Raw genomic sequence first — 13,115 nt, 5'->3', positions numbered from 1 at the left:
GATTCTTTAGTTACCTTGTCCGACTGCTTTCACGGCCGTGTTGTTACTCTGATATTTCCGGATAATCGAAACTTCTACCCGGCGGTTTTGAGCTCGTCCAGCATCCGTTTGGTTGCTAGCGACTGGGTGATACTCTCCATAACCGCTAGGTGTGAACTTCGAAGGGTCCAGCGCCTCATTCAATAACAGAATTTTGAGGAAATTCAGTGCTCGATCGGCACTCAAATCCCAGTTATCCTTATATTGGCTGTTCGAAATGGGAACATTATCAGTATGGCCAGACACAACGACTTCATATTCCGGGAACTCCTGCAGCATGCTCGAGATGGCTTTGGCCAGCGAGCGTGACTCGGGTTTAACATCAGCCCGGCCTGAGGAGAACAGGGCGTTATCACTGATCGTGATTTTGAGCTCAGACTGATTCAGCTTGGTATTCAGCTGATCGGAAAGCCCATTTTTCTGAATATATTGATCAAGCTGTTTCTTGAGTTTCTCCAGATCTTCCTGTTCTTTCTGAGCCATCTGCGCATCCGTAATCTGAGCCGCTGTCTTCTTGGTGATTTCTTCAGGCTGCTGTTTGTTCTTGCCCAAATCTGTAGTAGATTCTGTAGGGTTCATGGAGGTATGATCCAGTACACCCGAACCACCATTCAATGCGCTGCTCAGTGCGGAAGCCATCTGTTCAAACTTCGTTGCATCTATAGAGCTCATAGAGAATAATGTGATAAACAGAGCGAGCAGCAACGTCATTAAGTCGGAGTAGGGAAGCAACCAACTCTCGTCTATATGTTCTTCATGCGGTTCGTGTTTTTTAGCCTTTTTCACCTGATGAGCCCTCCTTCTCTTCCAACTGTCTACGTTCGGAAGGTGTCAGGAATACAGATAATTTTTGATTAATGGCAATGGTGGATACACCAGATTGTATGGATAACAAGCCTTCAACCATCATCAGCTTGATTTCCATCTCTTTTTTGGACATCCGCTTCAGTTTATTGGACATCGGATGCCACAACACGTAACCACTAAAGATACCGAGAAGTGTCGCGATAAACGCCGCTGCAATTGCATGCGAGAGCTTTTCCATATCACTGAGATCGGCAAGCGCTGCGATGAGGCCTACAACGGCCCCGAGTACCCCGAGTGTTGGTGCATACATCCCCGCTTGCGCGAAGATCAAGGCACCGCCACGATGGCGCTCTTCTGTAGCATGAATATCTTCCATGAGTACATCACTTACAAATTCCTGATCATTGCCGTCAATAATCATACGCATACCGCCGCGCAGGAACTGATCATCAATATCTTCGACTTTCGATTCAAGTGCAAGCAAACCTTCACGACGGGTGGTGGAAGCCCAGTCCATAAATGTGCCGATTAGAGAAACACGGTCAATCAGTTGTTGCTTTTTGAACAGTACCCCGAATAGCTTGGGGATTTTTTTAACTTCAGACATGGGAAATGCCATGAAAATAGTTGCTGCCGTACCAACAAAAATAATAACGTAGGCTGCTGGGTTGTTAACCAGGTTGATAAGGGGCGCACCCTTCAGGAACATACCCACTACAAGTGAAACCAGCCCTAAAACTAGTCCGATAATCGTTGAAATTTCCATCATACACCTCATCCATGAGATAAAATTGAATCCTTTCAAGCGGCTTTATTCGGGCTTCCGGACGAACGTTACACCGCAATCCGTTTAATGTTAGGCATCCTTTAGGGTTGCAGAAACAGTTAAAACGGTCATGTATAGTATTTATCGACCAGATGGCCTTTTTTTTTAAGGGTTATTTTCAGGTATAATAAGATCAAATCTGCTCCTTAGGGGCTAAATAGGAGTGAAAAGCCAATGGGCGTAAAGCATGGACGAGATTATGAAGGAATATTGACAGATTTGACAGAGGCTATAGGCCGAATACCGGACCGCTATGTTTTCTTTGAAATGGATGAGGAAGAATGGTCGCGCCTTGGTGTAACAGAGCAACTCGAAGTGGATGAGGCATTGGCGGAAGATCTGTTCTATGCACTGGGTGAGGAGTCGGTCATTCCGGTAGGAAGTGGAGTGGTCATTCATGACAAGGATCAGCACCGAATTCATATCTTAATTGGGGAAGAAGAACTGACTTTTGTACCGCTCATTTAGTATGCTCCTATAAGATATTTTGCATGGAAAACCGAGTTGGAGAATCTCCCTAAAGCCTTATGGTTAGTGGATCTAGCGCCATTTGTACTATTGGAATTTGAGGCTTGTCCGTGGTAAGATGATAGTCATGAAACGGGCGAACCGCAGGGCGGTGGACCTATGCGTTTGGGTTGCTATGGGTAGCACCAAAGGTTTCGGTGGCAGCATGGACAGTTGTCTGTGATAAGCCATCATATGGGGAGGAAGATAACGTATGGTTTTTTCGCAAGAGGAAGTCGAAGCTCATCTGGGAAGGCTGGAAGGCTGGGAACTGGAAGAGGGACGATGGATTGTCCGCAAGTTCGTATTTTCCAACTACATGAAAGGGATTGCATTTGTGGACGAGGTCGCAGCGATTTCGGAAGCGTTCAATCATCACCCTTTCATTACGATTGACTATACAACAGTCACACTGCGTCTCACATCATGGGATGAAGGTGGCATCACATCTGTAGATATTAAAGAAGCAGAGCAATATAATGAGGCTTTTGAGAAAATGAGGTCGGAATAACCTGGATCGGTTATATCGCACTACCGGAAATGAGTGAAGCATACATGTCAGACGATAATCAGAACAAACCTCTTATTGCTGTCGTAGGCAGCCTTAATATGGATCTGGTGGTGAAGACAGACATCATTCCTGAGGAAGGCGAGACGGTGAGTGGGGAGGAACTGCACTATTTGGCCGGGGGCAAAGGCGCCAATCAGGCGGTTGCTGCTGCACGACTGGGTGGACAGACTACGATGATTGGTGCCGTAGGTTCGGATGGTTTTGGTGAACGCCTGTTGCACAGTCTAACGGAAAGCGGGGCGGATGCCTCGCAAGTTCGCATTCTGGATGATACCGTTACAGGTACGGCCTCCATCTGGCTCTCCAAAGGAGATAACCGGATTATTGTTATTCCTGGAGCGAATGGGCAGGTTATGCCTGCGATGCTGGAAGAGGCGGATACGGTAAAAAGCCTGACTGCAGCCGCAGCGGTGCTGCTGCAGCTGGAGATCCCGCTGCCTGCGGTCACCCGCGCCGCCCAACTGGCGGCTGAAGGCAGCGCATTGGTGGTGCTCAACCCGGCGCCTGCGGTGCCGGGTCTGCCCCAGGAGCTCCTGCGGTGCGTCGACGTCGTCACGCCGAACCGCAGCGAGCTCGCCGTGCTCACCGGCCGGGATGATCTCCGGCCGGAAGACGTGGATGCGGCGGTCGCAGAGCTCGCCGCATCCCTCGGGGCCGCTGTCGTCACGACGCTCGGCCCCGAGGGGGCTGTGTACGCGGCAGCGCCTAGCGGCCGCGTTCAGGCAGAGCGTGCCGGCGCGTGCCGTGCGCCCGGCTACGCCGTAAGCGCCGTCGACACGACCGGCGCTGGCGATTGCTTCAACGGCGCGCTGGCAGTAGCCCTCGCGCGCGGAGAGACGCTGGACGCGGCGGTAAGCTTCGCCATGGGCGCAGCCGCGTTGTCGGTGACGAAGCTCGGCGCCCAGTCCGGGATGCCGTCCGCACGTGAAGTGCAGGCTTTCCTTGCCGAGCAGAAGGCAAAGACCCAGTAATATATGCATACTTTAGGTGAATCAGAGGCAGGCTGGAAGGATACGCTAATGCATCTATTTAGCCATAGCATGGTGGATGTTTTCATCGGAGCATCCCTGAAATGACCAAGAGGCTCTTACTTCCCAGTACGGGAGAGTAAGAGCCTCTTGTCTGTATGACCATTGATAAAACGAGTAACCCTGTATTACCAATAAGGGTTGACTACGTTGCGCGTCTAGCGCCAGCGTGGTTTAGAGCATGAGTAAAGAGCAGAGGATGATTGAAGCCATCACACTCTCTATACATGCCCCCTGCCACAAACTGATCGCCTTGAACATCTTGGATTACTTCTTCTCCGCCAGCCACATCGCAATATTCGCGATTTCTTCATCCTTCAGCTTGTCTTTGAACGAAGGCATACCGCCGCTTTTACCTTTGACGATGGTCGTATAAATCTTCTCCACATCGTCCTGGCTGCCAATCTTCTGCAGACTAGGGCCCATGCCCCCTTGAAGCTGATCACCGTGGCAGGTAATACAGTTTGCTTTGACCAGTGCCTCAGCCTGTCCTGCATCCATTGTAACTTGCGGCATCGTCGGTTTCGCTTCTTCTGCAACTTCCTCTTTCCCTGGAAGCGTAAACATTAGTACAATAGCTAAAGCGCACGCTGCAAAAAATACCCCGCTCATGATCCATTTGTGCATCCCTTATGTCCCCTCCAGAATGAAAGATCATCTAACTTGAAACTATCCATATCATTATAACGGAACCTGTAGTGACATCATAGCATTTTGTGGTAATTTTTTGAACTAATCACATAACCGGGGACTTTTTGGGGTGATTTCAAGCCCTAGTTATTAGCGTGGACCTTCATAGACCATACAGTAAAAAGGTTTCAAACCACCCGGTGTCTGTCGTTCGTATGTATCCTGCGTAACAAATCCGGCTTTGAGATAGACACGAATAGCCCGGTCATTCCAGGTCAGAACTTCCAGATCAATTTCGTTTGCAGGGTTCCGGCGAATGGCTTCCTGCACAATGGCCGAGACAAAAGCCGTTCCTTGACCATGACCACATCGATCGGGGTGCATGCCAAGTCCGATGCGGGTTACACCTTCAAGCGGGAAGTATTGAGCAAAACCGCAAATCTGCTGATCCTCTCCCAGCACCACCGCATATTGTTCTTTCCGTAGCTGGGGATCGCCGAATTCCACTTCAAGTGCTTTCATCTGCTCCCAGGGCAGCCAGCTATAAATATTATAAGGCGGGTCATACTGCCAATCGCAGATTAGTTCCGCGTGTTCTTCTTGCATGGGCACAACGTGAAACGTCACAGGGGCTTCATCCATACAACTGCACGCTCCTCTCATTGTGAACAAGCTATAATGATTTTGATTTGTCCATATACATATGTCATTCCATATCTAAGCTTGTTTCCACTCTACAAAAGAGGCGTTCATTTGGCAAGTCCTCGTTTTTCAAAAAAAGTGAAACAAAAGTTCCGGTAATTTCGTTTATATTATAGTGGGATGGGTAAAAACATTATAAGAGCACGGACGAAGCAATGAAAAATAACTTTAAAAAAAGTTAAAGTTAGGTTTGGTAGCTATCCCGAACGCATTAAAGGAAACGAAGCACAAAAAAACCGCCGGATACATTCCTGCGGAGAATGTACCAGACGGTTCTATTATGCTTCGTTACAGTAGTGTTATTGTTACAGCATGACGTTGCTCAGCTTGTCCCTAGTCGATGGCCAATGTCTCATATGCGTCCGTGCTCATAATGCGTTTAGCGCCAACATAGCGGTTAGCCCAGTAGCTTTCGCTTAATGCGCTGATTGTAACTCCTTTAGAAGAAGAGGAGTGTGCAAACTTTCCATCCCCTACAAAGATCCCTACGTGCGAGACCCCTTTGCCCGTTGTATTGAAGAATACCAGATCACCTGGTCTCATTTCCATCCGGGATACCGAATCACCCATGTCGAATTGTGAACTCGATTGGCGAGCCAGATCAATGCCCAGCTTGTCGAATACATAACTTGTGAATCCAGAGCAGTCAAAGCCGTTAAGCGTTGTTCCTCCGCTTTTGTATGTAGTCCCCATTGCTGAATCAATAACTTGGTCCATTTTCGAATCTGCGAATGCGCTGCCTGCTCCAAGCGATAATGCGAATGTGAGGCTGAGTACAGCTGCGGTTAATTTCTTCTTAAACAAGAGATATACCCCTTCCAATGCCTGCGAGGTTAGCTTAAGGATTCGGTTGAAGGTCCCCTATGATCCCTCTGTTGCAAGATCAATTCACCCATAACTGGTTCCCCCGCTTCCCAGGTGCTAGGAATTTGGCTATGCTAGTTATGCACCTGCGAAATCAAGAAATGACGATTAAATTTTAAGTAGTTACAAATATGAAGGTAAAGATTACAAAGTTGTTACTAAAAACTCACTGCGATTATTGTAACAGAGGTATATCACTTTGGCAACGTTTAACAACAAAATTAACAAAAAAAACCTCGACCTTTGACGGGGAAAGGTCGAGGTTTGCTTGTTTAACGGCATTTGAAGAATACAACTTTACATAGAGATGGTAACCGTTTTTAACCGTTTAATTTAATCTTTGACCGAGTTGGACTGCCATAGGCGGAAATGGGCACATATTTTCCACAGGCTCAGCAAGCACCGGGCAAGTGGATACGTTTGTTGTAGTATAAGACCAGTTAAGCCGGTTAGTAACCATGAAGCTGAAGTAAAGGCACCAAAGACCAACAGATGAAGGCCGCCCAGCAGGACAGCAATGCCGATTAGAGTGATGACTTGGCGTAGTGCAATCCATATAGCTTGAAACGTACCACGTGCTCCGCCTTCCCCATCGGGAGCTGAGATACCAAACTGCATGTACAGTAGGACATGATGGATAACCCACCCGTATACAATCCAACCAGCAACATAGGGAATACCAGGCAAGAGCAGATGGAGGGAATGAAAACCTTCCATAAAGATGGAATAGAGCCTTGGTGCGAGCCAATAAGCGGGTAGCAGCAGTAATATAGTCCGAATGGTGTGGAGCAACAGCATCGGTTTCCATAAATTTTTGATACCGCGAATGAATGGAATGCGCTCTTCCGAATGGTTATAATGCTGGAGCGAGTAGAGCAGCCCTGCCTGAATGAGTGGGCTAATCATCATCCGTATCAGCAGCATAGCCCCTAAAATCCATAAATAGCGGTGAACCTCCGGATTCGTTGTCAGACCGAGTTGGCTCTCCATTTTAAATAAAATCGTACTGAGTTCCCCTGTATCAGGGTCAGGATAACGCAGGAGCAGCGGAACCACAGCTGACTGCACCATTCGATAAAGAAAGTATCCCCATACTAATTGATAGAGAAATAAGAGTGCCGCAATGAACATATGCTGACGGACGAGAAACCAGCCTTCACGTATTTTCGCTTTCACTGTATCCACCTCACCATGACAGACTTCCGAATATGGCTTCTATAATTTTGGTTGCGCTCATGCTCCAGCGGGATTTAGTTGGCTCATCCAGTCCGGCATTCAGAAAATTGTTCATATGATGGTTCTCCAGCACAATCGTGTACAGCGGATCAGTCATAGCCCAGGAAACAGGGGAAGTATAGGTCAGTTTGTAGGTAATGCGCTCCTCGCTACCATCCCATTCTTTCGTCATGGTTTTCCCATCTTCGAACATAATTCGAACAGGCACCTTCTTATATTCACTGCCTTTTTTCTGCACTGTAATGGACGACTCGTACAACGTTTGACCGCCTTTCAGGATAGGATTGATTGCGATCTTCTCCACTGCAAAGTCAGCCATGCCGTCTCCGTATACATACTGATTAAAATAATCGGTCCAGGATGTACGCGTCACTTGCTCCACGACCTTTTGAAAATCAGACGAAGTAGGGTGTTTGAAGCGGTATTTATTCACATAGGTCGAGAGAATACGCTCCATCGTTTTAGCACCAACCTGTTGTTCTATTCCAAGTAATACAAGCTTGCCTCGTGTGTATACGTTTGCTGCATATTGATTCTGGGAATCAAACTTCCAGGAGTCCTGTGTCAGTGAAGCTGGAGAAGTAATGAGACCAGCTTGTACGGGCAGATTCGGGATAAGTCCGTATTCCTGTTCCATTACTTTGTCTTCTGCATAGGAGGTGAATCCTTCGTCCAGCCAAGCCTCTTCAAATTCATTACTCGCGACCATGCCGTAAAAATACTGATGCCCAATCTCGTGCACAACCGTGCGTTCCAGATCGTAACCAGGAGCAGAATCATCTGCACCGAAGGCGGTGACCAAGGTAGGGTATTCCATTCCCCCTGCGCCATTCCCTGATTTGGGCGGGACAACGATGGACAGTGTGGAATACGGATAAGGGCCAAACCACTTGCTATAATTGGATAGCGCTGCTTTGGCGGCGTAGAAATAACGTTCCTTCAGATCCTCATGAGCAGGGTCGAGATACAGCTTGATTCGAACGCCTGGCACATTGGGAGCAGAGAAGGGTTCTTCTGCATAAACAAAATCAGGAGAGGCTGACCAGGCAAAATCATGCACATCATCGGCATAGAACTGATATACTTTTTCGCCGTTCTTCACAACCGCTTGCTGGGTTGGGAATCCAGTAGCAGCTACTTTGTATGTTTCCGGTACCCGAATACGCACACTATAGATACCGAAATCGGCGTAAAACTCTGAATTACCGTGATACTGATGCAGATTCCAGCCTTCGGTCGTTTGACCTCGTGTGCCTACTGGCTCATATACGCTAAGTTTAGGGAACCACTGACCTGCCATAACGAAATTATCTGCTGTTCCCATGCGGGCAAAAATTTTGGGTAGCTTGACCTCAAATCGGGTGTGAAGCGTGATGCTTTCACCGCCTTTAACGGGTTTGGGCAGCCGTACCTTAATGAGGGTAGTATCTTTCATGTTTCCGTCATCCGGTTGCACATACTGCATCCGATGTAAGAGAGAAAGCCCGTCCTCTGTTTTCATTTCTGTAATATGCATGGAACCGTAACCGTTCGTGGGCATGACATCACCTCGAAGTTTCCCTCCGGATTCTTTCATAAAAGTGGTGTCAGCAGAAGAGAAGGCATTGGGATACATGTGAAAATAAAGCTCGCTGACGGTTTTCTTGCCTGGATGTGTCCAGGTGATCGTCTGAGTCCCTTGCAGTACATTCCCGTCTACCAGCTTCACATCCATGTGATATTCCACTACGCGGTTGCTGAACACTTCAGCAGTAGGTGTCTGTATACTTTCCGGAGATGTTTGGGTTTTGACGGGTGCCGTAGGCTTGCCCGATTCCGGGGCGAGCGCAGGCAAGTCAGATTGAATGGAGCGTGTGGAGCCCAGACCAAGCCATATCCCCCCGGCAACTACACACAGGGCTATAATTGCGGTGAGCCAGCTCTTGGCGCGTCGTGGAATCATCGTTAAATACCTCCCGTTGACAAGCATCTACAGCATGTATATGTTTGCATTGGGGCGATTATTAGTTAAAATATTTGTATCAACCCTTGGAGGCTATAAAACATGGACCAAAACGAGCAGAACGGCAAAAAACAGATTGCCTTGAATATCGTTAGTGCAAAGAGCAAACACAAAGGTTTCGGTGCAGGCTCCATTGATCTGAATAACCTTTCCCCCGTTATTATTGATAACGGTGAAGCAAAGATTGATGTGGGCGCGATGCATGCGAAGAGCAAAGTGGAGCGCAATATCAAGTTCTCGACTAATCGTGAGGATGTGCCCAATGGACGCCAAGTATGGCTAGTATGGGTAGCTGTGGACCGTAACGAACAGGGGCAGTTCTATGGTGGAGCAACTGCGTGTGAGATGTGGATTGATACAGAAGCGCGTCGTGGATGGAAACTGCTTGCCGATCATGTGAATCGCATGGATTATGCCATGAAGCGCCGGTTCATGCTGGATGATCTTGGACCTGAGGATCGCGCGGCACTCAAGACGTTGCTGACTACGCATAACGAAGAATGGTGGAACGCTTCTCCCGATGAATTGAAAGAAGCGCTTGCCTAATTAATGAATGTTTCAAGCTGTTCAAAAAGAAGAAGCAAAAGCCCCGTGACCGAGATGATCGGTTCGGGGCTTTTGCTTTTATGCTAAATTGAATTTTACGGGTGATGACGCAATTACGTCATTACGTATTTACGTCACTTTGGTCATTCCACCCACCAGCGTTTGAAATCCTTCCACCATGAATGCTTCTCTTCCTGTATTCCCTGCTGGTTTTGCACTTCTCGAGTGTCTTTATCATTCTCTGAACCCGAATCGTCTGAAGCGCTGCGGCAGACCTCGGTCGGTTCCGTGCCATCAATAAAAACTTCCAGCCGTTTCTCGGCGCAGCCATTGCCAGCCAGTTTGCCGGATTCGGGATCAATATATACACTGACGACGTTATCCGGTACAGTAAAAATCTTCGGTGGAATACTGGCGAGGGCCTGTTCCGTAAACTGGGCGAACATGGGTGCCGCACGACGCCCGTCGGATGTGGAAATGGCTTTGCCTTGATCGTAACCGACCCAGACAGCCGTTGAGAGCTCTGGGGTGAAGCCGACTAGCCAAGCATCCGTATTGGTCGTCCCCGTTTTGCCGGCGACAGGCCGTTTAATCGTTGCAGATACCCGATTACCCGTACCTCCATTTTCGAACACACTTTCCATCAAGCGTGTTAATACATAAGCGGCAGCGGGTTCAACGACCTTCTCGGCCTTGGTCTGAGGTGCTTCATAGATTACTCGTCCTGCGGCATCCGTCACTTGCAGAATGGCTACAGGAGGTGTCCGCTGTCCACTTGCGGCAATAGCGGAAAATGCTGAAGCCATCTCCAGTGGACTAACAGGCGAGGTGCCGAGTGCAAGGGAGGGTACCGGGCTCATGTTGCTCGTAATCCCTAGATTCTTGGCCATCTTCACCACTTGTTCAGGTCCAATCTGCATAATCGTATTTACCGCGTAGATGTTGTCCGAAGCGGCGATCGCCTGTCTTAAATCAATCTCACCTAAATACTTATCCCCGAAGTTGCCGGGTTTATAGGTTTTGCGATCATTGTCATAATGAAACAAAGTCGGCTCGCTTTTAAACATGGACGCACTGGTGAGCTGTTTCGATTCCAGGGCAGCCAGATACATAATCGGTTTAAAAGCAGATCCCGGCTGGCGTGTAGTCGCCAGTACATGGTTAATCTGATTGGTGCGGTAATTTTTGCCACCCACCATCGCTTTGATGTATCCGGTACGCGGATCGATCGATACCAGAGCCGTTTCGAGCTCGCTTTTGGCGTCCATGCCTTTGGCTACAGCGTCTTCCGCCGCTTTTTGTACACGCAGATCCAGCGTGGTGTATATATTCAATCCCCCATGATCCAGCATCGCTTCGCTGATTCCCAGCTCCTTGATGGCTAGATTCCGGATATAATCGCGGAAATAGGGTGCACTTTCTACGGTTTTGCGTTCACTTTCCGGCTTGAACGAAAGCATTTCCTCATAAGCCTTGTCTGCTTCCGCTTGCGTAATTTTGCCGATGTCAGCCATGGCATTCAATACAACCTTCTGCCGGTCCTTGGCGTTCTTCATATGATTATATGGAGAATAGTAGGTCGGACCCTTTGGAATCCCTGCAAGCATGGCACTTTCGGCAAGCGTCAACTGTTTGGCGGATTTGCCAAAATACATCCGTGAGGCTGCTTCGATCCCGTAGGCGCCGTGACCGTAATAAATTTCATTCAGGTACATCTGCAGGATTTCATCCTTGCTATATTTCATCTCCAATTGTGCCGTGTACATCGCTTCCTTGGCTTTGCGGGTCCATGTCTTTTCATGAGACAAATACAAGTTGCGCGCGAGCTGTTGCGTCAGTGTACTTGCGCCCTGAGACATCTGCATATGTTCCAGGTTGACGAGTACAGCCCGTCCCATTCCCCGGATGTCGAAGCCGACATGATCATAGAACTTGCGGTCCTCTACAGCAAGTGTAGCGTTAACCAAATCAGGTGAGATATCTCCCAACTGCACAGGTACCGAGTCTTTGCCGCCTGCCGAGAAAGTGGCAATGACTGCGCCCTGACTGTCCAGCAGCCTGGAATTGCGATCGGAGTCGGCTAGTGGCAGGCTGGTGGCGTATAGATAGACCAATGCTGCTGCTGTGGCGATTAGGCCTAGAATAGCGAGCAGAGTCAGGCTTTTGATGACTTTCCATATTCGGAACCCGCGTTTGCGGGTCTTTTGGCTTGATTGGGTCATGGAACGGGCTCCTTTCTTTTCTTTCCAGTATGGGAATTCAATGACACGGATATTCAATCCGGCCGTTTAACGGTTTAAAATATAGCTTTTTTGCAGAAAAAAACCGTTTTGCAGTATAAACGTCAATCGCGTATAATGCAAAAGGGTAATGAAAAGTAACAGTTCGACACAACATACAATAGGCAAGGAAGGTCGAACAGTTCCAATTGTCAGTGATTTGATTCTTTGATTAGTCAGACGCTATGTACGCTCTGGTCAATTTAATCTATATAAACTTTACGGAAAGAAGGTAGAGATTATGGAATTGTGGTTTACGGAGAAACAGACCCCCGCATTCGGAATCACCGCGAAGATTAAACAGACCTATGTAAGCGAAAAGACGGATTTTCAAGATCTGGCTATGGTAGAGACCGAAGAATTCGGCAATATGTTGTTGCTTGACGGCATGGTGATGACAACGGTGAAAGACGAGTTCGTTTATCACGAAATGGCGGCTCACCCTGCGCTGAACACACACCCGAACCCGAAAAAGGTGCTGGTTGTCGGTGGCGGTGACGGCGGAGTTATCCGTGAAGTCATTAAGCATGCTGCTGTAGAAAAAGCAGTTCTCGTCGAAATCGACGGGAAAGTGATTGAATATTCCAAAAAGTATCTGCCTGAAATCGCCGGTAAATTGGACGAGCCTAACGTTGAAGTGCTGGTGAACGACGGCTACATGCATATTATAGAGCATAAAAATGAATACGATGTAATCATCGTTGACTCCACAGAGCCTGTAGGTCCGGCTGCTCCGCTGTTTGAGCGCGGTTTCTACCAAGGTATCTATGAAGCGCTGAGAGAAGACGGGATCTTCGTTGCTCAAACGGACAACCCGTGGTTCAAAGCGGATCTGATCCAAAAGGTAAACAAAGACGTTAAAGAAATCTTCCCGATCGTACATGTGTACGGCTGTAATATCCCTACGTACCCAAGTGGTCTGTGGACTTTTACAATGGGTAGCAAAAAACATAATCCGCTTGAGGTGGACGAGACGCAGATTCCAGAGATGGATACGAAATATTACTCTCCACGTCTGCACAAAGCGGCGTTCGTTCTTCCTAAATTCGTGGAAGACCTTACGAAATAAGGAGGAATA

At 48.1% G+C, this 13,115-nt stretch carries 13 protein-coding genes and 1 riboswitch; of the genes, 5 read left to right on the top strand and 8 right to left on the bottom strand.

The window, feature by feature from the left end; translation table 11 throughout:
* Positions 1-6: 6 nt before the first annotated feature.
* Both motB and motA read right to left on the bottom strand, forming a co-directional pair.
* Positions 7-825 carry a flagellar motor protein MotB gene (gene motB / locus BUA17_RS30140; protein ID WP_063567629.1) on the bottom strand — a complete coding sequence of 273 codons (819 nt, stop codon included), beginning with the start codon at positions 823-825 and terminating at the stop codon, positions 7-9.
* Positions 812-1,612, bottom strand: a complete 801-nt coding sequence (gene motA, locus BUA17_RS30135; protein WP_024628803.1) for a flagellar motor stator protein MotA — start codon at positions 1,610-1,612, stop codon at positions 812-814. The genes motB and motA overlap by 14 nt, the downstream gene beginning before the upstream one ends.
* 234 nt (positions 1,613-1,846) lie before the next feature.
* Here motA and BUA17_RS30130 point away from each other — a divergent pair, with 234 nt between their 5' ends.
* The 3 genes from BUA17_RS30130 to rbsK all read left to right on the top strand — a co-directional run bounded on the left by BUA17_RS30130 (position 1,847) and on the right by rbsK (position 3,721).
* Positions 1,847-2,140: a hypothetical protein gene (locus BUA17_RS30130; RefSeq protein ID WP_063567630.1), complete on the top strand. Its 294-nt coding sequence runs from the start codon at positions 1,847-1,849 to the stop codon at positions 2,138-2,140.
* A gap of 253 nt (positions 2,141-2,393) precedes the next feature.
* Positions 2,394-2,690 carry a 4a-hydroxytetrahydrobiopterin dehydratase gene (locus BUA17_RS30125; protein ID WP_063567631.1) on the top strand — a complete coding sequence of 99 codons (297 nt, stop codon included), beginning with the start codon at positions 2,394-2,396 and terminating at the stop codon, positions 2,688-2,690.
* Positions 2,691-2,734: 44 nt separating this feature from the next.
* Positions 2,735-3,721: a ribokinase gene (gene rbsK / locus BUA17_RS30120; protein ID WP_072735858.1), complete on the top strand. Its 987-nt coding sequence runs from the start codon at positions 2,735-2,737 to the stop codon at positions 3,719-3,721.
* Between the two features lie 324 nt (positions 3,722-4,045).
* On the opposite strand, the gene BUA17_RS30115 is transcribed toward rbsK, so the two are convergent.
* The 5 genes from BUA17_RS30115 to BUA17_RS30095 form a co-directional block, all read right to left on the bottom strand.
* Positions 4,046-4,405 carry a c-type cytochrome gene (locus BUA17_RS30115; RefSeq protein ID WP_063567633.1) on the bottom strand — a complete coding sequence of 120 codons (360 nt, stop codon included), beginning with the start codon at positions 4,403-4,405 and terminating at the stop codon, positions 4,046-4,048.
* Between the two features lie 153 nt (positions 4,406-4,558).
* Positions 4,559-5,050 carry a GNAT family N-acetyltransferase gene (locus BUA17_RS30110; protein WP_072735857.1) on the bottom strand — a complete coding sequence of 164 codons (492 nt, stop codon included), beginning with the start codon at positions 5,048-5,050 and terminating at the stop codon, positions 4,559-4,561.
* Positions 5,051-5,443: 393 nt separating this feature from the next.
* Positions 5,444-5,914 carry a C40 family peptidase gene (locus BUA17_RS30105; RefSeq protein WP_024628797.1) on the bottom strand — a complete coding sequence of 157 codons (471 nt, stop codon included), beginning with the start codon at positions 5,912-5,914 and terminating at the stop codon, positions 5,444-5,446.
* Positions 5,915-5,917: 3 nt separating this feature from the next.
* A riboswitch (cyclic di-AMP (ydaO/yuaA leader) is annotated at positions 5,918-6,055 on the bottom strand.
* Positions 6,056-6,307: 252 nt separating this feature from the next.
* Positions 6,308-7,150: a hypothetical protein gene (locus BUA17_RS30100; RefSeq protein WP_072735856.1), complete on the bottom strand. Its 843-nt coding sequence runs from the start codon at positions 7,148-7,150 to the stop codon at positions 6,308-6,310.
* Between the two features lie 10 nt (positions 7,151-7,160).
* Complete coding sequence (locus BUA17_RS30095) at positions 7,161-9,152, bottom strand: M1 family metallopeptidase (RefSeq protein WP_072735855.1); 1,992 nt, start codon at positions 9,150-9,152, stop codon at positions 7,161-7,163.
* A gap of 102 nt (positions 9,153-9,254) precedes the next feature.
* Between BUA17_RS30095 and BUA17_RS30090 the strand changes: the two genes are divergently transcribed.
* Positions 9,255-9,758, top strand: a complete 504-nt coding sequence (locus tag BUA17_RS30090; protein WP_063567638.1) for a YwhD family protein — start codon at positions 9,255-9,257, stop codon at positions 9,756-9,758.
* Between the two features lie 143 nt (positions 9,759-9,901).
* Here BUA17_RS30090 and BUA17_RS30085 read toward each other — a convergent pair whose 3' ends face one another.
* A complete protein-coding gene (locus BUA17_RS30085) occupies positions 9,902-11,980 on the bottom strand; it encodes a transglycosylase domain-containing protein (RefSeq protein ID WP_072735854.1) in 2,079 nt (692 codons plus the stop codon).
* Positions 11,981-12,278: 298 nt separating this feature from the next.
* Here BUA17_RS30085 and speE point away from each other — a divergent pair, with 298 nt between their 5' ends.
* Positions 12,279-13,106, top strand: coding sequence for a polyamine aminopropyltransferase (speE, locus tag BUA17_RS30080; protein WP_064641349.1), 828 nt, complete (start codon positions 12,279-12,281; stop codon positions 13,104-13,106).
* Positions 13,107-13,115 lie beyond the last annotated feature (9 nt).

Origin of the sequence: Paenibacillus sp. ov031, assembly GCF_900143165.1 — a bacterium.
Classification (GTDB): Bacteria; Bacillota; Bacilli; order Paenibacillales; family Paenibacillaceae; genus Paenibacillus; species Paenibacillus marchantiae.
This window is presented reverse-complemented; position numbering and strand designations above follow the sequence as displayed.